Source organism: Martelella sp. AMO21009, assembly GCF_053484295.1.
Map to the genome: position 1 here is coordinate 67556 of NZ_JBAKFR010000008.1, position 22851 is coordinate 90406.

25 protein-coding genes and 2 pseudogenes are annotated in these 22851 nt (G+C 58.4%); 16 read left to right on the forward strand and 11 right to left on the reverse strand.

Translation table 11 applies throughout. The features are described from left to right. Window positions 1-18: 18 nt before the first annotated feature. The 4 genes from V6766_RS11590 to V6766_RS11605 all read left to right on the forward strand — a co-directional run bounded on the left by V6766_RS11590 (window position 19) and on the right by V6766_RS11605 (window position 4035). Window positions 19-594, forward strand: a complete 576-nt coding sequence (locus tag V6766_RS11590; protein ID WP_292052189.1) for an NADH dehydrogenase ubiquinone Fe-S protein 4 — start codon at window positions 19-21, stop codon at window positions 592-594. Continuing rightward, window positions 594-1739 carry a cation:proton antiporter domain-containing protein gene (locus V6766_RS11595; RefSeq protein ID WP_448466561.1) on the forward strand — a complete coding sequence of 382 codons (1146 nt, stop codon included), beginning with the start codon at window positions 594-596 and terminating at the stop codon, window positions 1737-1739. The genes V6766_RS11590 and V6766_RS11595 overlap by 1 nt, the downstream gene beginning before the upstream one ends. 269 nt (window positions 1740-2008) lie before the next feature. Continuing rightward, window positions 2009-2551: a TetR/AcrR family transcriptional regulator gene (locus tag V6766_RS11600; protein ID WP_448466563.1), complete on the forward strand. Its 543-nt coding sequence runs from the start codon at window positions 2009-2011 to the stop codon at window positions 2549-2551. Continuing rightward, window positions 2548-4035, forward strand: a complete 1488-nt coding sequence (locus V6766_RS11605) for an MFS transporter (protein WP_448466565.1) — start codon at window positions 2548-2550, stop codon at window positions 4033-4035. Before V6766_RS11600 ends, V6766_RS11605 begins: the two co-directional genes overlap by 4 nt. A gap of 103 nt (window positions 4036-4138) precedes the next feature. On the opposite strand, the pseudogene V6766_RS11610 reads toward V6766_RS11605, so the two are convergent. The 3 genes and pseudogenes from V6766_RS11610 to V6766_RS11620 all read right to left on the reverse strand — a co-directional run. Continuing rightward, window positions 4139-4297 (reverse strand): annotated as a pseudogene (locus V6766_RS11610) (transposase domain-containing protein); the annotation flags it as partial. 268 nt (window positions 4298-4565) lie between these two features. Continuing rightward, window positions 4566-6194, reverse strand: a complete 1629-nt coding sequence (gene groL / locus V6766_RS11615; RefSeq protein ID WP_292052166.1) for a chaperonin GroEL — start codon at window positions 6192-6194, stop codon at window positions 4566-4568. A 54-nt stretch (window positions 6195-6248) separates the two neighbouring features. Further along, a complete protein-coding gene (locus tag V6766_RS11620; RefSeq protein ID WP_448466567.1) occupies window positions 6249-6563 on the reverse strand; it encodes a co-chaperone GroES in 315 nt (104 codons plus the stop codon). 335 nt (window positions 6564-6898) lie between these two features. Here V6766_RS11620 and V6766_RS11625 point away from each other — a divergent pair, with 335 nt between their 5' ends. After that, complete coding sequence (locus tag V6766_RS11625) at window positions 6899-7252, forward strand: hypothetical protein (protein WP_448466569.1); 354 nt, start codon at window positions 6899-6901, stop codon at window positions 7250-7252. A 45-nt stretch (window positions 7253-7297) separates the two neighbouring features. Further along, window positions 7298-7546 carry an usg protein gene (locus tag V6766_RS11630; RefSeq protein WP_448466743.1) on the forward strand — a complete coding sequence of 83 codons (249 nt, stop codon included), beginning with the start codon at window positions 7298-7300 and terminating at the stop codon, window positions 7544-7546. Between the two features lie 65 nt (window positions 7547-7611). Here V6766_RS11630 and V6766_RS11635 read toward each other — a convergent pair whose 3' ends face one another. From V6766_RS11635 to V6766_RS11645, 3 genes are all read right to left on the reverse strand, one after another. Then, entirely contained in the window at window positions 7612-7833 is a 222-nt protein-coding gene (locus V6766_RS11635; protein ID WP_112831519.1) for a hypothetical protein, read from the reverse strand. Between the two features lie 189 nt (window positions 7834-8022). Then, window positions 8023-10176: an amylo-alpha-1,6-glucosidase gene (locus V6766_RS11640; protein ID WP_448466745.1), complete on the reverse strand. Its 2154-nt coding sequence runs from the start codon at window positions 10174-10176 to the stop codon at window positions 8023-8025. 87 nt (window positions 10177-10263) lie between these two features. Next, the gene (locus V6766_RS11645; protein WP_448466572.1) at window positions 10264-11370 is read right to left on the reverse strand and encodes a glycosyltransferase family 4 protein; all 1107 of its coding nucleotides are present in this window, start codon (window positions 11368-11370) and stop codon (window positions 10264-10266) included. Between the two features lie 468 nt (window positions 11371-11838). Between V6766_RS11645 and otsB the strand changes: the two genes are divergently transcribed. From otsB to V6766_RS11695, 10 genes and pseudogenes are all read left to right on the forward strand, one after another. After that, complete coding sequence (otsB, locus tag V6766_RS11650) at window positions 11839-12588, forward strand: trehalose-phosphatase (protein WP_448466574.1); 750 nt, start codon at window positions 11839-11841, stop codon at window positions 12586-12588. Beyond that, a complete protein-coding gene (gene otsA / locus V6766_RS11655; RefSeq protein ID WP_448466576.1) occupies window positions 12585-13961 on the forward strand; it encodes an alpha,alpha-trehalose-phosphate synthase (UDP-forming) in 1377 nt (458 codons plus the stop codon). The genes otsB and otsA overlap by 4 nt, the downstream gene beginning before the upstream one ends. Window positions 13962-14186: 225 nt before the next feature. Further along, complete coding sequence (locus V6766_RS11660) at window positions 14187-14663, forward strand: Hsp20 family protein (RefSeq protein WP_292052152.1); 477 nt, start codon at window positions 14187-14189, stop codon at window positions 14661-14663. 96 nt (window positions 14664-14759) lie between these two features. Continuing rightward, entirely contained in the window at window positions 14760-15269 is a 510-nt protein-coding gene (locus V6766_RS11665) for an Hsp20/alpha crystallin family protein (RefSeq protein ID WP_448466579.1), read from the forward strand. 73 nt (window positions 15270-15342) lie between these two features. Further along, window positions 15343-16095, forward strand: coding sequence for an NADH dehydrogenase ubiquinone Fe-S protein 4 (locus V6766_RS11670; protein ID WP_448466581.1), 753 nt, complete (start codon window positions 15343-15345; stop codon window positions 16093-16095). A 59-nt stretch (window positions 16096-16154) separates the two neighbouring features. Continuing rightward, window positions 16155-16211, forward strand: a pseudogene (locus V6766_RS11675) (DNA-directed RNA polymerase subunit omega); the annotation flags it as partial. 9 nt (window positions 16212-16220) lie between these two features. Continuing rightward, window positions 16221-16427: a hypothetical protein gene (locus V6766_RS11680; protein ID WP_448466757.1), complete on the forward strand. Its 207-nt coding sequence runs from the start codon at window positions 16221-16223 to the stop codon at window positions 16425-16427. Between the two features lie 32 nt (window positions 16428-16459). Next, the gene (locus tag V6766_RS11685) at window positions 16460-16825 is read left to right on the forward strand and encodes an SPW repeat protein (protein ID WP_448466583.1); all 366 of its coding nucleotides are present in this window, start codon (window positions 16460-16462) and stop codon (window positions 16823-16825) included. Between the two features lie 294 nt (window positions 16826-17119). After that, window positions 17120-17419 (forward strand): DUF982 domain-containing protein, encoded by a 300-nt coding sequence (locus V6766_RS11690; protein ID WP_353390071.1) that lies wholly within the window; start codon window positions 17120-17122, stop codon window positions 17417-17419. A 192-nt stretch (window positions 17420-17611) separates the two neighbouring features. Continuing rightward, window positions 17612-17923 (forward strand): helix-turn-helix transcriptional regulator, encoded by a 312-nt coding sequence (locus tag V6766_RS11695; protein WP_448466747.1) that lies wholly within the window; start codon window positions 17612-17614, stop codon window positions 17921-17923. Here V6766_RS11695 and V6766_RS11700 read toward each other — a convergent pair. From V6766_RS11700 to V6766_RS11720, 5 genes are all read right to left on the reverse strand, one after another. Continuing rightward, entirely contained in the window at window positions 17889-19145 is a 1257-nt protein-coding gene (locus V6766_RS11700) for a tyrosine-type recombinase/integrase (protein WP_114215883.1), read from the reverse strand. The genes V6766_RS11695 and V6766_RS11700 overlap by 35 nt on opposite strands. 294 nt (window positions 19146-19439) lie before the next feature. After that, on the reverse strand, window positions 19440-21005 hold the full coding sequence (gene guaA, locus V6766_RS11705; protein ID WP_448466586.1) for a glutamine-hydrolyzing GMP synthase: 1566 nt from the start codon (window positions 21003-21005) through the stop codon (window positions 19440-19442). Between the two features lie 39 nt (window positions 21006-21044). Then, window positions 21045-21677 (reverse strand): 5'-methylthioadenosine/S-adenosylhomocysteine nucleosidase, encoded by a 633-nt coding sequence (locus V6766_RS11710; RefSeq protein WP_448466588.1) that lies wholly within the window; start codon window positions 21675-21677, stop codon window positions 21045-21047. Next, on the reverse strand, window positions 21677-22171 hold the full coding sequence (locus tag V6766_RS11715; protein WP_448466590.1) for a PaaI family thioesterase: 495 nt from the start codon (window positions 22169-22171) through the stop codon (window positions 21677-21679). The genes V6766_RS11710 and V6766_RS11715 overlap by 1 nt, the downstream gene beginning before the upstream one ends. A 215-nt stretch (window positions 22172-22386) precedes the next feature. After that, the gene (locus V6766_RS11720; protein WP_448466592.1) at window positions 22387-22845 is read right to left on the reverse strand and encodes a TspO/MBR family protein; all 459 of its coding nucleotides are present in this window, start codon (window positions 22843-22845) and stop codon (window positions 22387-22389) included. Window positions 22846-22851: the final 6 nt, after the last annotated feature.

The window sequence follows — 22851 nt, forward strand, 5'->3', positions numbered from 1 at the left end:
AAAGAGGTGAAAACCATCATGAAAGGACACAACAGCGCCCCGTTTCGATCGAAAATCCTCGGAACTGGCCTGACACCTCCCAACGTGCTGACAGCGTTGATCTACAGGCCAGATCGCTCGTCCCACACCTCCTCGCCAATTAGGCGGCAATATTGGATACTCGGGTTTGATTCGGCTCAAGCGCCGACCATCGAGCTTCTTATGGGCTGGACCGCAACCGACGTTCCCTATAGTCCCATCCGCTTGACATTCCCTGATCTCGACAGCGCCATCGCGCAACGAAACGGCTCGCAGTTTATCGTGCGCACTGAACCGGACAAACATCGATCCGTGCCACCGGGTCGCTTCTGGTGGGAGAGAGTGCCAACCAGCAAAGGTGCCGGTGCTCCTGGCGCCCACCGCATAGTGACCGGCCACCGACCGAGTTCCAGGCAACGGCTTCACCGACGCATTGGCGCCGCCAGCGTTTGTGATCGCACAGCGGAACTTGCGATGGCCGCAGACCCGGACAGTGAAGCGAGCGCTGCGTCCTTCCCCGCGTCCGACCCACCGGCGTGGATCGGGGCAACTGTCTATAAAAACGGGCGACGTTGATGCACGCGGCACAGGGACTGTTGGAGGTCACCGTGTTGCTCGCAATGGTAGCTTTCTGCCATGTCGCGATCTGCGCGAGGCTTGGCATCCCCGCAGTGGTCGGTTACCTGCTGTCAGGCATTTTGATCGGACCATCCGGTCTGGGGCTCATCGCTGAGGGTGCCACACTTACGCTTATCGGTGAGGTCGGGGTGATCCTGCTTCTCTTTACGCTTGGTCTGGAATTCTCCCTCGACAAGCTCGTGGCGCTCCGGCGGCTGATCTTTGGACTCGGTCTGGCACAGGTGCTTGGAACCGGAGGGTTGGTTGCCGGAGGGCTCCTCGTCTTTACCGAGATCGGGGCGGCGGCGGCGGTTCTGATTGCTGGCGCGGTCGCGATGTCGTCGACCGCGCTTTGCCTCAAGGTACTTGCCGGCGGCGGTGCGCTCGGAACGCCTCAGGGACGGGTCGCCATCGCTGTTCTGCTATTTCAGGATCTGGCGGCAGTCGGCTTTCTGGCGTTTCACGATGTCATCGTCGCGGCAGGAGCGGTGGGAAGCGCGAACGGTATCCTTAAGATGGTCGGGGGAATTGGGGTGTTTATCGGGGCGTTCTTCATCGCCCGGTCAACGCTTCAGCGGCTTGCCGAATGGGTCGCAAGTCAGGGCGAGGCCGACCTCGCACAGCTTCTGGCCCTGGTTATTGCCTTGCTCGCAGCCATTGTTGCACAGGTCGCGGGACTTTCGCCAGCGCTCGGAGCCTTCGCTTCCGGCATGGCGATCGCCGAGGGCGACGCTCGCCAATTCGTCGAACGGGAAATCAGGCCGTTCCGGGATTTGTTCGTTGGGGCGTTTTTCATCAGTATCGGAACTCAACTCCATATCGGTGAGGTCTGGTCGACATGGCCAGCCGTGTTGGCATGGCTTTTTATACTCATGGTGGTGAAACTCACGCTTGTTGTTGCCCTGACCCGCATGTTCGGAGAAAATCTCGAAACTGCCCTTCGCGCGGGTGTCATCCTAGCCCACGGCGGCGAATTCAGCTTGATGCTCATTTCTGTCATGACTGCCTCCGGCCTGTTGCAAACGAACGTTGCCGACCCTCTATTCCTCGCATTGGGGCTGAGTATGCTGATTGGAGCGGTTGTGGTTCGTCGCGCAGCGTAAAGCGATCAACGCACACCAAGCACCTGTCTGCTTCGCGTGATAATTCTTGGGCGTCTGATGGGAGGAAACCCCAAAGTCGGTTTCCGACGAATTCTTCGCAGGGGCTTCCAGCTAGTAAGCCTTATTCCAGCCACGTTGACAGGGTGGGCTTTGTGATTGCCACAGCTATGAGCACGTTACGGATCGCGATTATGCCTGATAGAGGTTGAAGCGTATCTCGCTCGAAAAAAACGGTTGAAAAGAAAAATACCTACCGGTATGTTTCTTTCATGACCAATGCTCACCGCCGCAAGAAAAATCCTGAACTCGTGAGAATGCAGCTAATCCAGAGCGCCCGAAAACTTGCGCTTGAGAATGGCCTCGGTAGCGTTGGCGTCGATGCCGTAGCGACCGACGCGGGGGTGACGAAGGGCGGTCTGTTTCATCATTTTCCCAGTAAACAGGCACTGATTGATGCCGTGTTCGAACACATGCTCGACGAGTTTGGTGCCGACCTTGATGCCCGCATGGCCGCCGACCCGGAGCCGTACGGTCGGTTTACCCGTGCCTATGTGCTGTCGGTATTCGAAGTGGGCGCGGATGCTCAATGGGGGCCGCTATGGATGGCGACCCTTACCGATCCACAGCTCCGGCAAATGTGGGGTACCTGGTTCAATGCACAGCTAGCAAGGTCAGGAGAATACGACCTACCGCTTGAGAATGCACGGTTCGCTGCCGATGGCATATGGCTAGGGCACATGTTCGGAGTTGCCCCCCATGACGCCGAAAGCTTCCGGCACCGCCTTATCGAGATGACGAGACTTTCTGCATGATAACTGACAAAAATCCGTGGCTCATTCTTGCCATCGTCTCCACCGGCCTATTGCTGATCGGTGTAGACATGACGGTGCTAAATGTGGCCCTACCGGTGCTGGCCCATGAACTCGGAGCTACGACCGCCGAAAAGCTCTGGATGGTCAATGCCTATTCACTGGTGATGGCGGGGCTTTTACCCGGATGCGGCACCCTTTCCGACAGGATTGGGCATCGCAGGATGTTTGTCGTCGGACTAGCAGTGTTCGGCACAGCCTCGACATTTGCCGCCTTTGCGCCCACCCCCGGGGCACTGATTGCGTCGAGAGCGGTGCTTGCCATTGGCGCAGCGGTCATGCTCCCTGCTACGATCTCGATCATCCGAGTGGTGTTTACACAAAACCACCAGCGAGCAGTAGCCATTGGCATATGGGGATCGGTCTCCGCCGGAGCCGCCGCGCTTGGGCCTATCCTCGGCGGCTTCTTGCTGGAGCACTTCTGGTGGGGATCGGTGTTCCTCATCAACGTACCCGTGGTCATTGTAACGCTGGTGTTAACCTTCGCCAATATACCCGCGCTTGCGGGCAATCCAGACCGCCATTGGGACGCCCCCACCTCGGCGGTGCTGACGGCAAGCCTTGTCGCGCTCCTCTACGCTCTCAAGGGCATCTTAAAGGCGGATATTCATTGGGACGAGGTGGCCGCCGCTTTCGTGTGCGGCGTGACATTCTTTTGGTGGTTTATTCGCCGCCAGCGCGTTCTCTCATCGACACTAATCGACTTTACGCTGTTTCGTAATGCCGGGTTCTCTATCGGAGCGGCCGGAGCGCTGTTCGCAAGCTTCGTAATGATAGGTCTTCAATACGTTCTCAGCCAGAAACTCCAGCTTGTGGACGACTTCACACCCTTGCAGGCAGGCCTTTACGTTCTGCCGATAGCGGCGGGTTCATTTATCGCAGGTCCAACCCTGGGAGCCGTTCTGTTCCGCGTGGGGATCTCGCGCATGCTTGCCTTGACGCTAGGATTGGCCGCGATTGGGCTCACCCTATTCACACTGACTAACAGTGCCACACCACTGCTGTGGCAGGTGGCCACCCTGACTGTCGCCGGGTTCGGGTTGGGCGGCATCATGTCGGTTGGCTCCACCTCGATCATGATTAATGCTCCTGAAGAAAAAGCGGGGATGGCTGGTGCCTTGGAAGGCATTTCCTACGAGTTGGGCGGGACACTCGGCGTTGCCGTCATGGGAAGTGTCATCGCCTCTATTTACGCCCAATCGTTTGCACCTCCGTCCGAAGTAGGGCTTGCTCCCAGCGCATGGGACAGTCTCGACCAGACCCTGACCGCCGCCGCAAAGCTTGGTGGCAATCTTGGAAGCCAGGTCATCGAAGCGGGTAAGGCCGCCTTCATAGATGGCGTGTCCACAGTGATGATAGGCAGCTCGGTATTGGTAATCGCCTTGTTTATCATGATGGTTCTTTATGACAGAAAGAACGTGGCCTGATCGCAAAAATACGAAGAGCGGGAAGCCCTCTCGGATAGACCGCTCAGACTTTGGCCGTTTGCGGACTCGAATAATTCCGCGGCATCAACTCGTCGATCCGGCTCTACTTGCAGCTGTTCACGATGGCGGTGAGCGCCTTGGTCAGATAAGCCTGCGGATCAACGCCATTCAGCTTACATGTCTCGATAAGCGAGGCGATGTCCATTGGAGCGCTCGCCCTGTTGTCCTCAGGGGCTATTAATTTCCAACGCATCGCAAGCGGAGAAGGAATAGGCTCCGGCCTGCCGTTCGCTGCGCTGTGAGCAATGATCAGCTACCGATTGTTGCGTGTGGGATGTCAGGATGTTCGTAACGTTATCGCAGAATGAAGCAGCTGAGTGGTGCTGATGGTACCGCGGTCTCCAGTGGTGGCGAAGCGTTGACGCTTCCTTTATCAAAGTGTGGCTCCATTGATTTTGACCGACGGAACCTAGCCGAACGATGTGAGGTGGCCCGCCTCTTGCAGGTGCGACGGGCCACCCATGATCGCCTTAGAAGTCCATGCCGGCGCCGGCGGGCAGAGCCGGAGCCTTCTCCTTCTTGGGTTTTTCGGCGATCATGGCTTCCGTCGTGACCAGAAGGCCGGCCACCGAAGCGGCATCCTGAAGCGCGGTGCGGACGACCTTGGCCGGATCGATGACGCCCTGCGCGTAGAGATCGCCATACTCGCCTGTCTGGGCGTTCCAGCCGTAGGAGAACTCGCTTTTCTCCCGCAGTTTTCCGACAATGACAGACCCTTCAGCGCCGGCGTTCTCGGCGATCTGACGGACAGGAGCCTCGATCGCGCGGCGGACGATCTCGACGCCGACCTTCTGGTCCTGATTGGCCGTACTGAGATTGTCGAGAGCCCTGACAGCACGCAGCAGCGCAACACCACCGCCCGGCAGGATGCCTTCCTCGACGGCGGCGCGGGTAGCATGCAGCGCATCGTCGACGCGGTCCTTCTTCTCCTTCACTTCGACCTCGGTCGAGCCGCCCACGCGGATGACGGCAACGCCGCCGGCGAGCTTGGCAAGACGTTCCTGCAGCTTTTCGCGGTCGTAGTCGGACGTGGTTTCCTCGATCTGCGCCCTGATCTGGGCAACGCGGCCTTCGATGTCGGACTTCTGGCCGACGCCGTCAATGATGGTCGTGTTCTCCTTCTCGATCGCGACCTTCTTGGCCCGACCGAGCATTTCGAGCGTGACATTTTCAAGCTTGATGCCGAGGTCTTCGGAAATGACGGTGCCACCGGTAAGGATAGCGATGTCTTCGAGCATGGCCTTGCGGCGATCGCCGAAACCCGGAGCCTTCACGGCAGCGATCTTCAAGCCTCCACGCAGCTTGTTGACGACGAGCGTTGCAAGCGCTTCGCCTTCGACGTCTTCAGCGATAATGAGGAGCGGCTTGCCGGACTGGACGACGGCTTCGAGAACCGGGAGCATCGCCTGCAGGTTGGAGAGCTTCTTCTCATGAATGAGGATATAGGGGTCTTCGAGTTCGACCCGCATCTTGTCCTGGTTTGTTACGAAATAGGGGCTGAGGTACCCGCGATCGAACTGCATGCCTTCGACGACTTCGAGTTCGGTTTCGGCGGTCTTGGCTTCCTCGACGGTGATGACACCTTCGTTGCCTACCTTCTCCATCGCTTCGGCGAGATAGCGGCCAATCTCGGAATCGCCATTGGCGGAGATGGTGCCGACCTGCGCGATCTCGGAATTGCTGGTGATCTTGCGGGCGTTATCCTTGAGTTCCTTGACGACGGCGTCGACGGCGAGATCAATGCCGCGTTTCAGGTCCATCGGGTTCAAGCCGGAAGCGACAGCCTTGGCGCCCTCCTTGACGATCGCCTGAGCAAGCACGGTCGCGGTGGTCGTACCATCGCCGGCCAGATCATTGGTCTTTGACGCCACTTCACGCAGCATCTGCGCGCCCATGTTTTCGAACTTATCTTCCAGCTCGATTTCCTTGGCGACCGAAACACCGTCCTTGGTGATGCGCGGAGCACCGAAGGACTTGTCGATCACAACATTGCGGCCCTTCGGACCAAGCGTGACCTTCACCGCATTGGCCAACACATCGACCCCACGCAGCATGCGTTCACGGGCATCGGTGTGAAACTTGACTTCTTTCGCAGCCATTTCTTTAACTCCTCAATAGGCAGCTATCTGACTGATGAACGTAGGGTGGATGGCTCAGGCGGCCTGTCTTTGCTCCGCCTGGGCTTCAATGATGCCCATGACATCGCTTTCCTTCATGATCAGCAGGTCTTCGCCGTTGATCTTGATCTCGGTGCCGGACCATTTGCCGAACAGGATGCGATCACCTAGCTTGACGTCGAGTGCCTGGATCTTGCCAGCCTCGTTGCGGGCGCCGGGGCCGACGGCGATGACCTCGCCCTCCTGCGGCTTTTCCTTGGCGGTGTCGGGAATGATGATGCCGCCCCTGGTCTTTTCTTCGGCCTCAATGCGGCGGACTAGAATGCGGTCATGTAGTGGACGGAACGTCATATCGTTCTCCTTCAGGACAAACAGATTTAAAGAGAGGTTCCTCCGCTCCAAACCGGTTGGTCCGGAGCGGGGCTTGCGCATCCCTTTCGGCGATGCGCGGAAAATGAGCTGGGTTCACCAATTTATCTTTTCAAGAGGGTGAGTTAAAAAAATTAGCACTCTGAGGCACGAAGTGCTACGGCCCTGAAATTCTGACAATATTTCTTGTTCCGACGAGTGTCGCTCTGTCTTGAATCACCTCAAGAAAATACCAAAATCACTTCTCCGGCGGGGTATGTGCTCCGCAAATCCGTCACTGATATTTGTGAGAATGTTATGTTGGATGGAGAATATCGATGGAAAAGCGAAAGCAATTGACGGGCATTCCGTCATCGCTGCAGTCCGCAACAGACCCGGATCTTGATCGGTTGTTGTCACCGGCGCAGTATTTTTCTCATCCCAACGAGGTGTTAAAAAGCCGGATACTGCATCGGGATGAGAAACGAGCGATTCTGGCGGCGTGGGTTTCCGATGCCTGTGCTATCGAGTCAAACCCGGCGCTCCGACAGCGACCCGGCTCACCTGAGCCAATCCCATTTGACGTCATTATGGAGGCGCTGCAGCGGCTGGACGCACAGCCACGACCGTGCGTGGCTCGACTGCAGGGCGCCAGAGACGACAAAAAGCATGGCGTAGACATGCATGTCTAAAGAGGATGGAATAAAGTGATTTCGAAAGTCAGCCGGGAATTCCTGATGCAGATGGAAGGATATGGTCTGACGACGGCGGAGATCCATTATCGGATGCCAGACCATCCCGGCCTTTTGCAACTCTATGTCTGGCAAGATTATGATCTGGCGCCGCACTTTCCGGAACTCTGCGCTTTCCTGGATTTCTGGTCAGAAACGCTGCAAGGACCGCTCCATTCGGTGCGAGTTGCCCACAACCATCTGATTGAACCGTCGGACTGGGTAGCTGTAGACGGGGTCATTTCGATCCAATGAACAAGAAGATCGCCGCGGCGACCCGTGCCGCGGCGACTTGGCCTGGTAGACGCAACGGTCGCCACTCAGGCGCCGTCATCTTCCCTTTCGTCAAGCATGTCGATCAATTCGCCGATTCGTGAGCCGGGAAGAGGGCGACCGGCTCCAATCAGCGCTTCATCGCTGTTGAACCATGCCCACGCCTCCCTGAGCTCTTCGGCTGATGCACCGGTCGAAATAAGATCGGCGACAAGCACGTCATCGACTGGACCCAGAACGGCTTCAACTTCTTCACGTGTCATCGGCATCAACACTTCCTCCTGTTCATGTGGAAAGGATGGCGCAGAGCGCGGCTTCTTCGGCGAGAGCCTTTTCGACCTAAAGCCGAACTCCGCCGCAAAAGCATGAAACGTTGATCTTGGTTTACGGGCCGAGCCTCCAAGCACAAATCTGGGAGCGTTTTCGAGCCCAAGGCCGCGGCGGTTCTGCCAAAGCTCTCAGTTGGTCGTCAACACCTTGATCTCTCCCTTTCGTTCGAGAACGTCAACGACCACCTTCGATTGGGTACCGCGCAAAGCGATATCCACCGATGCCGAACCGAGCCGCAGGTTTCGAAGCACAACTTCATCGGTGAAAGATGGCAGTACAGGCTGGTTCAGCGTCAATTGGCAGGCGCGTGGATCGAAACCGAGACCGATTACTGTCGCCAGCAGGAAGAGCGGTGCTGCGGCAGCCCAAGCCTGCGGGATGCACGAGACGGGGTAGAACGTAGGCCCCTTCCCGCGCTGGCGAACGAAGCCGCAGTAGAGCTCGGGCAGTCGCCTGAGATCGATGTAGGTCGATGCGGCAAACAGTGCTTCGAAGATGCGTGCTGCCTCGGCCCGGTAGCCGTACCGCACGAAACCGGCAGCGATCAGCGCATTATCATGCGGCCAGACCGATCCGTTGTGATAGCTCATCGGATTGTAGCGTGCCTCGGAGGCGGCAATAGTGCGTACACCCCAGCCACAGAAAGATGACTGCGCCATCAGGGTCCGGACGACCTTCTCGGCGCGTTCCGGAAAAGCAATCCCCGTGAACAGCGCATGACCGGCATTCGACGAGCGGACGCGGCAAGGTTTCTTTTCGCCGTCGAGCGCCAGGATATAGGTTTGCAGCTCTTCGTCAAAGAACGCTTTGTCGAAGTTGATGCGCAATGTCTCGGCCATTCGGTCGAAACTCAAGGCGTCATCGTCCTTACCCAGCTGGCGGGCAATGATCGCGGCCGCCCGCCAGGCGCCATAGACATAGGCCTGCACCTCCACCAGGGCGATCGGCCCTGTCGCAAGCCTGCCGTCCTCGTGGAACACGGAGTCGTGACTGTCCTTCCAGCCCTGATTGGCCAGACCCTTCCCGGTGAGGGCGCCATATTCAACGAAGCCGTCACCGTCCCGGTCTCCAAACCGGGTAATCCAATCCAGCGCCGCGCGGATACTGGGCCACAGGCCACGCAAGGTTTCGAGGTCACCTGTCCTTTGCAGGTAGGCGCCCGCCAGCATGACGAAAAGCGGGGTCGAATCAATACTGCCGTAATAGCGACGGAAGGGAACTTCACCAAGTTCCGCCATCTCGCCGAAGCGCGTCTCGTGGAGGATCTTGCCTGGTTCGGCGTCGGCTTCTGGATTGAAATCAACCGCCTGGTTGGCGGCGAGATGCTTTAGGACGCCTTGGGCGATTGCCGGGTCGAGCCAAAGTGTCTCGAGGGCGGTTATCAGCGCATCGCGACCAAAGACTGTGCTGAACCAAGGGATGCCGGCATAGGGGTACGGGCCTTCGGGCGTGTCGGTCATGAGCATATAGAGGTCCGCCACGCTGCGGCGGACGGCTTCATTAAAAATTTCGTTGGAGGTCACCACCGATGCGGCACGAGCCGACGAGCGTCGCAGAGCTCGACGCGCCCGACGCAGTGCGGAGAAAAATGTCTTTCGGGGTGGCGTTTTCTCTTCACTGCGCTCGTCACAGATAATCTCGATGAAGAGCGAGCGGGCTTCACGTGGCCCAAGGGTTATCTGATAACGGGCATGATCTCCCGCAATTGACGAGGGTTCGGGGCCGAAACGCAGAATCGTTGCACGTGTTCGCCCATCGAGACCGAGATAGGAAAGGCGGACGCGATCAGCCTCCACCTCAGGCTGGGCCGATTGCCCGCGCTTGGCGCGGGGCTTGCCCCGTATTTCGAACAGGTCGGCGAAATCCGCCGCAAATGCAATATCGAGACGGATCGTGCGTTCCCGGTCATCGAAATTGCGCAGCAGAAGCCGTTCATAGCAGACTCCGTTTAGAAGAAACCGTGTCCGCCGTATGTGTAGCAAGTCGTGGCGAAGCGTGTCGCCATCAGGCTCGATGACAATGTCAGGATTGGTGAGATCGCAGTTCAGCGTAGCGTTGTCGTCACGCAATGTTGAAGAAAGCAGCAACGGATGGAGCCCGTTGATCGTCAGGCTGAGATAGGACAGGTGCCGCGTATCCCGATGGAACACACCCTCCGGGTTGCCTGGCCACGAAACTGCATCACCATTATTGTCAAACACGGCGAATGTGTCGCCGTGTTTCAGTGTTCGCGAACCGCGTTCATAGCGGATCGCGGCCTCGGGAACGCCGCTCGTCGGCATGGTGTCGGAGCCGGCGGAGGCCGGCTCCTTTCTGTCGGTCAATGTTAACGCGGAATCCACGGCTGAAAATCCTTTATCAGACGAGGGTCAGGCTGTGTCGCCGATGGCAAAGGTGGCAGCATTTCCATTGGCAGCATGAAGCGGCATTTGTCCGACGTTGTTGTATTTGTTGACGAGTGAGCGGTAGATGTCGACATAGTCATTGGCCATCCTCCTTGCAGTGAAACGCTTGTCGAACGTGTTGCGGACAGTTTTGCGGTCGAGCTGATCGAGTTTGCCGACGGCATCCACGGCTTCATCAATATCGTTGACGATAAAGCCGGATACATTGTCGTCGATGACTTCGGGTACCGAGCCGCATTCAAACGCAATGACCGGCGTACCGCAGGCCATGGCCTCGATCATGACGAGACCGAAAGGCTCGGGCCAGTCTATCGGGAACAGAAGTGCTTGCGCATTTCCGAGGAAGTCGGCTTTCTGCGTCTCATTGATCTCGCCGATATATTCGACATTCTTGTGCTTTTCGATCATGGGTGCGATTTCGTTTTGCCAGTAGGCCTCATCGGCCTTGTCGACTTTGGCGGCAATCTTCAGCTTCATGCCGGTGCGCGCGGCGATCTCGATCGCCCGGTCCGGGCGTTTCTCTGGTGAAATGCGTCCCAGGAAAGCGAGGTAGTCGCCCTCCGGCTTTTGGGCGAACGGCAAGACGTCCGAGGTCAGCCCGTGATAGACGGTACCTGCCCAGTTGACCGGGGGCATGGGCCGGCGCTGATCGTTGGAAATCGAGACCAGCGGCACGTCCGGAAAAGAAGCGTAGAAAGGTTTGAGATCAGGCAAGTCCAGCCGTCCGTGCAGCGTGGTGACTGTCTTGCCAGCGAATGGGCTGATCAGCGGGAAATGCAGAAGATCGATATGAAAATGCAGGACGTCGAACTCGTCGGCGCGCTTGCGCACTTCTTCCAGCATCATGACGTGATAGGGGATAGGGTCTTGAACGGCGGGGTTAAGCCTTAGGGCCAAATTCGAACACCGCACGAGCTTGGCCGATGTAATGGAATCACCGCTGGCAAACAGCGTGACATCATGCCCCTGACGAACGAGTTCTTCTGTCAGATAGGAGACAATGCGCTCCGTTCCGCCATAGAGCTTTGGCGGAACTCGTTCGGCAAGGGGTGCGATTTGTGCGATTTTCATCAAAACCTCCTTTAAGAAGCGAAGTTCGGACATGAACATCAAAGACCGTTTTTGCGATCTTCGACCCGGGCACCTTTGAGGCCACCCCAAGCCATTTTCTTCAGGAGATTTTGCATGCTACCAGTAGGGCCGTTGCGCCCGCACTGTCGCACCGCCATTCAGAACATGCCAACAAGGCTCAGGCGGATACGTTCGCAAACGCTCCTTCCGATCAATGACAACAATGTTATGAGCACTTCGCAATTTGCGAAGCCGGTGAAGATTTAGGAAGCGGTGAGCTCGCTTCAAGAGAGGTGGAATATTTTTTTGGCACTCTGGTAGGAGGAGTGCCAGAGGGATATTGAACGCGCCAAAACGCCGCTTACATCTTTCGCGCCACAGAAGAGGACGAGAAAGATGTGCGTGACACACATGACATGTCCTTCGGGTGATGTTTGCAACAAGCAGCCCGATCCACTTGAAGGGCTCATGACCTCGCCGGAGCGCTTCGCGCTGTTTCTGGACATCGACGGTACGCTTCTGGATATCGCGCCGACGCCGGGGGCAGTTGCTGTGCCCGACGATCTCGGCCGCGATCTGGCTGCGCTATCCCGATATCTGGGGGGATCACTTGCGCTGGTGACCGGACGTAGTATCGCGACGGTTGACGCGTTTTTTGCCCCCCAACGCTTTGCCGTTGCCGGCCTTCACGGAGCGGAGATGCGATTCGCGGATGGAACCCGATACGGGACCGCGTCATCAGAGCCCTTCAATGAGGCAAAAGCGCTGCTCAGGTTGCGGCGGCCAGAGCCGGAAAAGGTGATCTTCGAGGATAAGGGCGCCGCTGTGGCGCTCCACTATCGCCTGGCACCCGCAGCGCAACATGCAGTAGAAGCGTTGATGGAAGAGGCTCGGCGCGTGGCCGGTGATGACTGGTACGTCCAACGTGGCAAGATGGTGATCGAACTGCGGCCAGCAAAGGCAAATAAAGGCGATGCGCTCAAAAGTTTCATGGAGACCGCGGAGTTTTCGGGCCGACTGCCTATAGCAATTGGTGATGACCTTACGGACGAAGATATGTTCGTCGCAGCTAAACAAGAGGGCGGCACGGCAATCCGGGTTGGCAGCGAACCAGGTATTACGTCGGCCGATACCGTATTGCACTCTCCCGCCGACTTGCGTTCTCGTCTGGGCTCTATTGCCTGCTCAAGGCTCTGCAGTCAGGGAACTTCGAGATGAGCCGGCTCATCGTTGTCTCAAACCGGGTCCCGCTACCGGACAAGAACGGCAATCCTCCGCCAGGTGGACTTGCGATAGCGCTCCATTCAGCGCTGCAGAAACATAATGGTCTCTGGATGGGATGGTCGGGCAAACAGAGCGCGGAGACTTATATACCCTCGCTTTCGAGCCAGCGGATCGGAAACATTGAGTACGCGCTCACGGATCTGACGAAGAAAGATATAGCCGAATACTACAATGGCTTTGCCAATCGGGTTTTGTGGCCGACCTTTCATTGTCGGTTGGACCTCAGTGAATACGCCCGTAGTGAGATGTCCGGATACTATCGGGTTAACCGGCTCTTCGCGGATCTGCTTATGCCGTTGATCGAACCGGATGATATCATCTGGGTTCACGACTATCACCTAATTCCGCTGGCGGAAGAATTGCGCATACGCGGTTGCGCCAACAGGATCGGCTTTTTTCTTCATATTCCCTGGCCTCCGGCGGACATCCTGCTTGCCATGCCCGTCTACGACGTGATCCTGCGGGGGCTCTCGTCTTATGATCTGGTTGGCTTTCACACCCGATACGATCTCGACAATTTCGCCGAATGCCTGCGGCGAGAGGGGGCTGGAGAGCTATTGGGCAACGATCTTTGCCGCGCATATGGCAGAGTGTTCCGCTGCGGTGCCTTTCCCATCAGCATTGATACAGCGGAATTCGAGCGCGTGGCAGGCGACGCGACGAACGACCCTCTGGTTGCGCGCACAAAGGCAAGCCTTCGTGGCAGCGATCTCGTGATCGGCGTCGATCGGCTCGATTATTCCAAAGGAATTACTCAGCGTATCGACGCATTTCATCGTTTTCTGCAGATGAATACCATGCGCATGGGGCGGACAACCCTGTTGCAGGTCACGCCAACATCACGTTCGAACGTGCCCGAATATGCGGCCATGCAAAAAGCGGTCGCCGAATTGGCTGGCCGAGTGAACGGAGAACTCGGCACGGTCGATTGGTCACCGGTGCGCTATATAAACCAGTCTCTCGGTCGCCAATCCCTGGCCGGGCTCTATCGCATTGCGAAGGTCGGGTTGGTGACGCCGTTGCGTGACGGCATGAATCTGGTCGCAAAGGAATATGTTGCGGCGCAGAGACCGGAAGACCCGGGCGTTTTGATCCTTTCGCGCTTTGCCGGCGCCGCTCGTGAACTCGACAGCGCGCTGTTGGTCAATCCATATGATCTCGATTCCATGGCCTCGGCGCTCGAAGTTGCGCTCTCGATGCCACGCGACGCGCGCGTGGAACGCTGGCAGGCGATGATGGAAAAATTGCGAACCAACGACATCTTTCACTGGTGCCAGAGTTTTCTCGACACCCTGACGCGCGATTGACATGGTCGGGCTCCTTTCAAGAGACGATTGAATAGACGGACGCAGTATCTTTTCGCCACGGGCCAAAAATTTTTTTATGCCGCTATCGAAAACCTCTTGAAGCCGCAACGTACTGAATTAAATGATTATTGTTCGATCGCCCAATCGGGGATCGACAAGTCCAGGAGGCGCCCTGTGCTCTTGGCGTCTCCTTGTATCCATGTTGCTTGTAAGGAGGATATGGTTATGAGGACAAACCTCGATTTTTCTCCCCTTTTCCGGTCAAGCATCGGCTTCGACCGAATGTTGAACGCACTTGAAGCTGCAAGCCGTGTCGAATCGATCGACAACTGGCCGCCCTACGACATTATCAAGACCGGTGAGGACGACTACCGCATTGCCATGGCAGTGGCCGGCTTCACGCAGGACGAGCTGACGATTACCCAAGAGCAGAACATGCTCTTCGTCGCCGGGCAGAAGGCGAATGACGACGATCAGCAGTATCTGCATCGTGGGATCGCCGGCCGTTCATTCCAGCGCCGGTTCGAGCTTGCCGATCACGTCAAGGTCGTGGGCGCAGGGCTCGTCAATGGTCTGCTGACCGTCGATCTCAAGCGGGAAATCCCCGAAGAGATGAAACCTCGCCAGATCGCGATTTCGACCGACGTGGCACTGCCGAAGGTCGAGACGAAGCAGATCGAAGCGGACAAGCAGGCCGCCTGATTTTTCAAACGACGTTGTCTGCAATCAGGGCGCCGGGCCATGGCCCGGCGTCACGGGCGGATCTTGTCCAATCAACAGATGAGAAGGAGAAAAACCATGAGTGTTCGTAATCTGATCCCCTGGGGCCGCAATAATGGCAACCAGGTTCCGACTGTCCTGCGCGATGACGACCGCGATCCCTTCCTGTCGCTTCATCGCGAAGTGAACCGACTGTTCGATGATGTTTTCCGCGGCTTCGGCTCGGGCCTGCCCACCTTCAGTAGCGGTTCTGCCTTCAGTACCGGCTGGCCGAGCGTTGAAATCTCCGACACCGACAAGGAGATCAAGGTGACGGCCGAAGTGCCAGGCCTTGACGAAAAGGACATCGAAGTCCTGCTCAACGACGGCGTGCTGACGCTGAAGGGCGAGAAGCGCTCCGAGAACGAGGACAAGGATCGTCAGTTCTCCGAGCGATACTATGGCCGCTTCGAGCGCCGCATCCCGCTCGGCGTTGAGATCGCGGAAGACAAGGTCGACGCGCACTTCAAGAATGGTGTCCTGACCGTGATCCTGCCCAAGACCGAGAAGGCGCAGTCGCAGGTCAAGCGCATCGCCATCAAGAGCTGATCGGTTCAACTAACCCTGGCGGCCGGCCTACTGGCGGCCGCCAGTATCCTTCGCCAACCGGGAGGGATGAAGAATGGAGACTGCAAGAGACACAAAACCAGAAATAGAAACCCCAACTGCCTCTGTCCGCGCCATAAATGACAACCGGCGCAACTTTTCCTTCGGACGCTCGCCATTTCCGGAAGACGCGGTTGCGCGCATCTTCAAGCCGTCGCGTTCTGTGACCACCTCAGGGAATGCGCGAACAAAGGGCTGGCGGCTCGTTTTCGAGCGTCGCTCCGCGCCGTTTGTCGAACCCTTGATGGGCTATACCGGCGGCAGTGACACACTTGCGCAGGTGGAACTCGAATTCCCCACACTGCAATCCGCCATCCGCTATGCCAAGCGAGAAGGGCTGACCTACGTCGTGCAACGGCCGGCAGACAAGGCTGTTGCATCGGCCAAGAAGAGGAGTGGTCGCCAATCGGTTAGGCCATCCCATGCCTTTGCTGATGCGACCTTGGAGCGGCTGGGTCTTGCTCGACTTCAGGAAAGGTACGGGCAGGCCATGGATGGCGCGGCAGACCGCGACGATGCGTCCGGCCCGGCCAGCTGGTTCGCCCCAATGGACGTCGTTCGCGATCCGGCGCTATCGCTCGACGCAAAGCGTTCCATCCTGATGAACTGGGCCTGGACGGAATATCTGGCGGATCAGGCGACCAACGAAGGCATGCCGGAGAACGACCGGCCGTCGCGCCTTTACGAGGTTGAGCAGGCGATGCTCGCGCTGGAGCGAGGCGTCGAAAGCGGGCCAGTTCATACAATGAACGATCGCAACGCCGCATGAGGTGAGCCATGGATCCATATGTCATCTTTGATTGTGAGAAGGCTATTCCTAACCGGTTCATGCTGGTGCTTGCTGCAGCAGCGCGAACTCGTGCGCTTAACCGTGGCGCCGAACCGAGACTTGCTTTGCCACACCGGAATGCGAGCGATCTCGCATTGCAGGAGATCGCAGCAGGAGCGTGCAAGGAGGACGAACTGGCGCCGTTCCTGCTCCCCCAAAGGGCCGAAGCGCGTCTCCTGCCGGCCCCGTCAACGACGTCCAATCTTTGCGGCGACGGCGGTTCGGAGGCTGCCGCCGCATCCGCCGCCTCGCCGACCGAGGCGGTCCATTGATGATGCAACCAACCGATGAGGAGAAATGAACGATGCTAAAGTCCCTGAATTCGAATTACCGGACGGCTTTCGATATCGTCAATATCGTTGCCGGTCTTGGCCTTCTGATCTCACCCTGGCTGCTCGGCTTCACCGCAGAGACCTATGCCGCCGGGAACGCATGGGTGGTCGGCGCGGCCGTCGCCCTTGTCGCCGCCTCTGCACTCTACGCTTTCCATGAGGTGGAAGAGTGGCTCAACCTCGTACTTGGCATTTGGGCGCTGGTTGCCCCCTGGGCACTCGGCTTCTCAGCCGTGACTGCCGCCACAGGCGCACATCTGATAGCCGGGATTGTCGTCGTGATCGTGGCCGCCAGCAGTATCTGGTTCGGCCATAATCGTCCGTGGTCGACGGCGTGAGTCTACTGAACGGGTCCGGACAGCCGGGCCCGTTCCCTCTATGCCTTGATGCGTCACAGCAGAAGAGAAGAAAGCCCCCCCAATCAACGGTTGATGTTTTACATTGCTCTGACATTTCCGGCGATCCTGAACGCTCAGCTGCTCATAGTCACGTTGACAAGGTTCAATATATTAGAAAGGCCTTACCCGAAAACGGATCTCGGCATGCTGAAGATGACGTGAAATCTATTGAAATGGTTGGAGGTCAGATGGTGCGCTTGCATACCGCAAGCTTGGATTAAAAGGGAGACCGAAATGAAAACAGACTGCTTCAAAAAACCGGTACCCATCTTTGTGGGACTCGGCTACCCCGCGGAAATAGGCTCGGTAATCGACGCTTACAGATATCTGCTGGAATGGCCTGCCCAATCCAGAGATAAGGGCCATTCTGTCGCCCTGAATGCATGCCGTGCCGCACTGCGGGGCGAAGTGGACGCTGAGACCGCGCGCGGTCTTTTTATCGCGTTCGCAAGGAGGCATGACCTACTGGCGCCTGACACCGACATTGCCGGCGCTTCACGAACAGAATACGGTGAAAACCAACGTGTAGGGTGAAGCGGGTGAGCGTTACACGTTGCGCAGTCAACGGCGGACAGATCGAAGCTGGGGTGCCTTGGTTTTTCGCTTCACGATATGCTCAAATGGAATATCGACGTGGCCGCTACGGGCTCGTGCAGTGTCCCGCGATTCAATGCTGAGCCCGCACTGGGTGAAAGCTGTCCACACGAATGCCGGGCACAGGCGATGATGAAGGACTTATCGTTGTCGCCTGCAGACAGCTGCCGCGGTCCCCCAAATTTTCGTCGAACGATTCGGCGCCAGCAGCTACGTGAAATGGTCCCTCTGGCTGACAGCACCATTTATGAAATGGAGCAGCGTGGCGAGTTTCCATGCCGGTTTGCGCTCTCGCCACGTTGCGTCGTTTGGGACTTGGCCGAGGTCGAGGCTTGGCTGATGGCACGGCGGGCTGCGCCAATCCGACGCGCCCAACACCCCGATGTCAACAAGCGTAAAATCCGCCCCGTCAAAGGGCAGGATCAAGCTCCATCAAGGGCATAGCTTGCGGCAAAAGCGTGGGAGCATACTTCCGGCCATCGATCCAGGCATCCACAGTATCCGCCCACTGCTGCATCATATGCCGGCGCTGCACTTCATACTCGGCCTTGTTATAAACGCCGCGCGATGAGCGCCCGTCCTCGTGCGCCAAGCACTTTTCGATCCAATCGCTGTTAAAGCCCAATTCGTTTAGCAGCGTCGACCCGGTGCGCCGCAGATCGTGCACGGTGAACGGCTCCAGCGGTAATCCCTCCTTCTTGGCCTGTGCGACGACAGCGTAGGTGATACGGTTAAAGGTCGCGCGGGACATTGGAGCATCAGCGTCGTACCGGGACGGCAGAAGATATCGGGAGTTGCCGGAGCAGGTTTTGAGCGCGATCATGATGTCCAATGTCTGTCGGCACAGGTAGACGTTGTGCGGCTTCGACCGCTTCATGCGTTCCTTTGGTATCGTCCAGACAGCGTTGTCGAAATCGATCTCGTCCCACACCGCGTCCTGCAGCTCGCTCTTTCGGACCATGGTCAGGAGGAAGAGCTTCATACCGAGGCGGATCGTTGGCAGCGTCGCGACATGCTCGAGTTGCTTGAACATGATGCGGATCTCGGCAGGCGACAATGCGCGGTCTTTCGGCGTAAAGGTAGCGATTGAGGCCGGACCGACGTCATCGGCCGGATTGACGACCTTCTCGCCGTGCAGAATGGCATAGCTGTAGATCTGCTTCAGGATATCCCGCACATGGATGGCGGTCGCTGGCGCACCTCGTTCGACGATCTTGCCGCAGTGGGCACGCAGGTCATCAGGCGTGATCTCCGTCAGAAGACGATTGCGCCAGACGGGCATCAGTTCGCGCTCGAAGATGGAGCGACGCATCGCGCGCGTACTGTCGGCCATGGTTGCGTTCGTCAGCCACTTCTCTCCGAACTGACCGAAACTCTTCGCTTCCTTGATCCGGCGCTTCTCCCGCTGCTTCTCAATGGCAGGTGACCGCCCCTCGGCAATTGCGCGCCGTGCGTCGATGCATAGCTCCCGAGCCCTGGCGAGCGATATTCCGTCACGGGCATACCTACCGAGATAGATGGTCTCTCGCCTGCCGTTCAGCCGATAGTCGAGCCTGAACGAGATGGCACCCGACGGCGCGACGCGCACATACATGCCGTCACGATCGGAGACCTTGTACATTTTGGCTTTTGGCTTCAAACACTTAAGTGCTGCATCGGTCAACAATTCGGGCCTCCTTGCGGAAAAGTACCGTCACGCGGTTTTTGGAGGTCGATGGCGTCGAAAATGCTTGTATTTCAGCGCATTAGTTCGAAAAAAGTACCGTCATTGGCCTCGGTTGACCTGACGGTACTCTTGTTTTTTCGGTTGATCAATGGGGGTGAGGCCCGTCAGCGAGGCCGCCGAACGCCATCTATGCCCACCGATAGATGTCGATAGGCATAGGATGATTTTATTTTTGTTTTCAGCGTGTTAGGTCGTATATCAGCGTAAATTTGGCGGCGTTCGGATGGGGCTGAATCATTCCCACTCGATCGTGCCCGGCGGCTTCGAGGTCACGTCGTAGACGACGCGGTTGATGCCGCGCACCTCGTTGATGATGCGGGTGGCGGCCTTGCCCAGGAAGTTCATGTCGTAGTGGTAGAAATCGGCGGTCATGCCGTCGACGGAGGTCACGGCGCGCAGCGCGCAGACATATTCATAGGTGCGGCCATCGCCCATCACGCCCACCGTCTGGACCGGCAGCAGAACCGCGAAAGCCTGCCAGATAACGTCGTAAAGGCCGTTCTTGCGGATTTCGTCGAGATAGATCGCGTCGGCTTCGCGCAGGATGTCGAGCTTTTCCTTCGTCACGCCGCCGGGGCAGCGGATGGCAAGGCCCGGCCCGGGGAACGGGTGGCGGCCGATGAATGAATCGGGCAGGCCGAGTTCCTTGCCGAGCACGCGGACCTCGTCCTTGAACAGTTCGCGCAGCGGTTCCACCAGCTTCATATTCATCCGCTCGGGAAGACCGCCCACATTGTGGTGCGACTTGATGGTGACCGAGGGACCGCCGGAGAAGGAGACGCTTTCGATCACATCGGGATAGAGCGTGCCCTGCCCCAGGAAGTCGGCGCCGCCGAGCTTCTTCGCCTCGTCCTCGAAGGTCTCGATGAACAGCCGGCCGATGATCTTGCGCTTGGTTTCCGGATCGGCGACGCCTTCAAGCTCGCCGACGAATTTGTCGACAGCATCGACGTGGATGAGGTGGAGATTGTAGTGCTCGCGGAACATCGCGACCACTTCATTGGCCTCGTTCTTGCGCATCAACCCATGGTCGACGAGGATGCAGGTGAGCTGGTCGCCGACCGCCTCGTGGATCAGAAGGGCGGCAACGGAGGAGTCAACGCCGCCAGACAGCGCGCAGATGACCTTACTGTCACCAACCTGATCGCGGATCTTCTGCACCATCTCGGCGCGGTAGGCCGCCATCGACCAATCGGATTTCAGCCCGACAATCTTGTGCACGAAATTGGCGAGCAGCTTGCCGCCATCCGGCGTGTGCACCACTTCCGGGTGGAACATGGTGGTGTAATAGCGCTTTTCCTCGTTGACGCAGATGGCGAACGGAGCGTGCGGCGAGACGCCGATGATCTCGAAGCCCTCCGGTGCGCGGGTGACGCGGTCGCCATGGCTCATCCACACCGGATATTTGTGGCCGACTTCCCAGATGCCTTCGAACAACGGCGAGGCCTTCAGGATTTCCACATCGGCCCGGCCGAATTCCGCCGCATGACCGCCCTCGACCGAGCCGCCAAGCTGCACGCACATGGTCTGCTGGCCATAGCAGATGGCGAGGATCGGCACGCCGCTGTCAAACACCGCCTGCGGGGCCCGGGGCGAACCATCGCGCGTCACAGAATCCGGACCGCCGGAGAAGATCACGCCCTTCGGCTGCAGCCGCTCGAACCCTTCCTCCGCCTTCTGGAACGGCACGATTTCGCAATAGACGCCGGTCTCGCGCACGCGCCTGGCGATCAGCTGCGTTACCTGGCTGCCGAAATCGATGATCAGGACGGAATCGGGATGGGAGATTTCTGGGGTCACTTCTGGGGCCTTCCTGTCGGTGAAAGCTAAAAACCGGCCTTATAGGGGAATCGCGCCCGTTTCAATGGCGCTTTCCAGCCGATCGATGGCGACAGCCAGTTTTTCATCGATTATGTGCAGATATTGCGTCCAGTCATCGACCTGCTTCAGTTCCGCCTTGCCATCGGAGATGCCGCGCAGCGCGACCAGCGGCAGATCGAAGGCTTGGGCTGCGCGCAGCAACGCGAAGGTTTCCATATCCACCATATCGGCGTCGATGGCATCATAGGCAGCGCCTGAGACGATGTTGCCACCGGTGGAAAGCCGCGCCTGCGGCAGGCCCGGAATGAGGAACGGCAGCGCCACCTCAGCCGGCAGGTCGAGGAACGGCGTGTGGCCCTTCTCGAAACCGAGCGGCGAGGCATCCATGTCGCGATAGGAGACCGAGGACGCTTGGTAGATTTCCGTCTGCTCCAGCGTGGCCGAACCGGCGGAGCCGAGCGAGACCACGAGGTCGGGCAGACCGTCGCCGCCCTCCAGCGCGCCGAGCGTTCTCGTCAGCCGCACCGCCGCCTCCACCGGGCCGACGCCGGTCATCAGCGGCGCGATCCGGCTCTTCAGCCTGTCGCCATATTCGGCGGCGGCGGCCATGACGAACAGCACGCGCTTTCCGGCAATCAATTCAACGCGCATCAGCCCTCAAACCCCTCGCGATCGCGCAGCACCATGCAGGTGCCGGACATGGAGGCAATCAGCTTTGCGGGGCCATCACCGATCGCATAGCCCCTGCCGTCGGTGACGATGATATTGGTACCGGGCTTGGTGACCTCGCCGCGAAACAGAAACCGCCCGCCCCTGCCCGGCGACATCAGATTGACCTTGAACTCGATGGTCAGCAGCGCGGCATCGGTATCGATCATGGTATAGGCGGCATAGGTGCAGGCGGTCTCAAGCCCTGTCGCGATCACGCCGGCATGGAGGATGCCGTGCTGCTGGGTGAGCTTGGCATCGAAGGGCAGTTCGATCTCGACGACGCCGTGGCTGATCCGCGTCAACTCCGCGCCAAGCATCTCCATCGCGCCCTGGCTCGCGAAACTGTTCACGATCCGCCCGTGAAAATCGCCATGTTCGAAATTCGCCAATGCCTTGCCCTTAACGCGTGCGCGAACCACACACCTACCCTGCATCTACATCACTCACCACCCGGCAGCCAATGCTTCATGGATCCTCGGGTCAAGCCCGAGGATGACCCGGAAGGAGAGGTCGGGCGAACAGACCGTCTGAGGGTGTCGTCTCTCCTCCACACGCGTCATGCTCGGGCTTGACCCGAGCATCCAGGCCACAGGAACGAAAGTCGGATACCGTCCAGCAAACCTGCCACGCCGCGGCGATTCCGACAAGCTCAGTTGAGGTAAATCAGCGCGGCGTTGAGCAGCGTCGCGAAGGCGACCCAGAGGGCGTAGGGGGCGAACAGGGTGGCCGAGAGGCGATCGTGGTGACGCGTGGCGCCGATGAAGGCGAGGATGGCGAGCAGCAGAACCAGAATGATGATCAGCGCCGGGACCATCATTTGCGCGCCGAAGAACACCGGCATCCAAGCGATGTTCAGCACGAACTGCACGACCCAGAGTCCAAATGCTCTGGGATTCTCGTCGCGGCGCAGGAAACTGCGGGCGCCGGCCCAGCCGATGAAGACATAGAGCACCGTCCAGACCGGGCCGAACAGCCAGTCAGGCGGGTTGAAGGGCGGCTTGGCGAGCGAGGCATACCATTCGCCCGGCATATTGAGGAAGCCGGCCAGAAGACCGGCGGCGACGACGCCGACGATGAAAATCGCGTGGATGGCTCTGGTGTTTTTCATGGCGGC

Bases quoted from the DNA above. Each gene is read 5' to 3' on its own strand.
- groL (WP_292052166.1), bottom strand. From the start codon at position 6,194: ATGGCTGCGAAAGAAGTCAAGTTTCACACCGATGCCCGTGAACGCATG.
- V6766_RS11595 (WP_448466561.1), top strand. From the start codon at position 594: ATGCACGCGGCACAGGGACTGTTGGAGGTCACCGTGTTGCTCGCAATG.
- V6766_RS11590 (WP_292052189.1), top strand. From the start codon at position 19: ATGAAAGGACACAACAGCGCCCCGTTTCGATCGAAAATCCTCGGAACT.
- V6766_RS11635 (WP_112831519.1), bottom strand. From the start codon at position 7,833: ATGCCGATGACACGTGAAGAAGTTGAAGCCGTTCTGGGTCCAGTCGAT.
- V6766_RS11625 (WP_448466569.1), top strand. From the start codon at position 6,899: ATGGAAAAGCGAAAGCAATTGACGGGCATTCCGTCATCGCTGCAGTCC.
- V6766_RS11605 (WP_448466565.1), top strand. From the start codon at position 2,548: ATGATAACTGACAAAAATCCGTGGCTCATTCTTGCCATCGTCTCCACC.
- V6766_RS11665 (WP_448466579.1), top strand. From the start codon at position 14,760: ATGAGTGTTCGTAATCTGATCCCCTGGGGCCGCAATAATGGCAACCAG.
- V6766_RS11660 (WP_292052152.1), top strand. From the start codon at position 14,187: ATGAGGACAAACCTCGATTTTTCTCCCCTTTTCCGGTCAAGCATCGGC.
- V6766_RS11685 (WP_448466583.1), top strand. From the start codon at position 16,460: ATGCTAAAGTCCCTGAATTCGAATTACCGGACGGCTTTCGATATCGTC.
- V6766_RS11710 (WP_448466588.1), bottom strand. From the start codon at position 21,677: ATGCGCGTTGAATTGATTGCCGGAAAGCGCGTGCTGTTCGTCATGGCC.
- otsA (WP_448466576.1), top strand. From the start codon at position 12,585: ATGAGCCGGCTCATCGTTGTCTCAAACCGGGTCCCGCTACCGGACAAG.
- V6766_RS11640 (WP_448466745.1), bottom strand. From the start codon at position 10,176: ATGCCGACGAGCGGCGTTCCCGAGGCCGCGATCCGCTATGAACGCGGT.
- V6766_RS11715 (WP_448466590.1), bottom strand. From the start codon at position 22,171: ATGCAGGGTAGGTGTGTGGTTCGCGCACGCGTTAAGGGCAAGGCATTG.
- otsB (WP_448466574.1), top strand. From the start codon at position 11,839: ATGACCTCGCCGGAGCGCTTCGCGCTGTTTCTGGACATCGACGGTACG.
- V6766_RS11600 (WP_448466563.1), top strand. From the start codon at position 2,009: ATGACCAATGCTCACCGCCGCAAGAAAAATCCTGAACTCGTGAGAATG.
- V6766_RS11630 (WP_448466743.1), top strand. From the start codon at position 7,298: ATGCAGATGGAAGGATATGGTCTGACGACGGCGGAGATCCATTATCGG.
- V6766_RS11720 (WP_448466592.1), bottom strand. From the start codon at position 22,845: ATGAAAAACACCAGAGCCATCCACGCGATTTTCATCGTCGGCGTCGTC.
- V6766_RS11695 (WP_448466747.1), top strand. From the start codon at position 17,612: ATGAAGGACTTATCGTTGTCGCCTGCAGACAGCTGCCGCGGTCCCCCA.
- V6766_RS11670 (WP_448466581.1), top strand. From the start codon at position 15,343: ATGGAGACTGCAAGAGACACAAAACCAGAAATAGAAACCCCAACTGCC.
- V6766_RS11690 (WP_353390071.1), top strand. From the start codon at position 17,120: ATGAAAACAGACTGCTTCAAAAAACCGGTACCCATCTTTGTGGGACTC.
- V6766_RS11620 (WP_448466567.1), bottom strand. From the start codon at position 6,563: ATGACGTTCCGTCCACTACATGACCGCATTCTAGTCCGCCGCATTGAG.
- V6766_RS11645 (WP_448466572.1), bottom strand. From the start codon at position 11,370: ATGAAAATCGCACAAATCGCACCCCTTGCCGAACGAGTTCCGCCAAAG.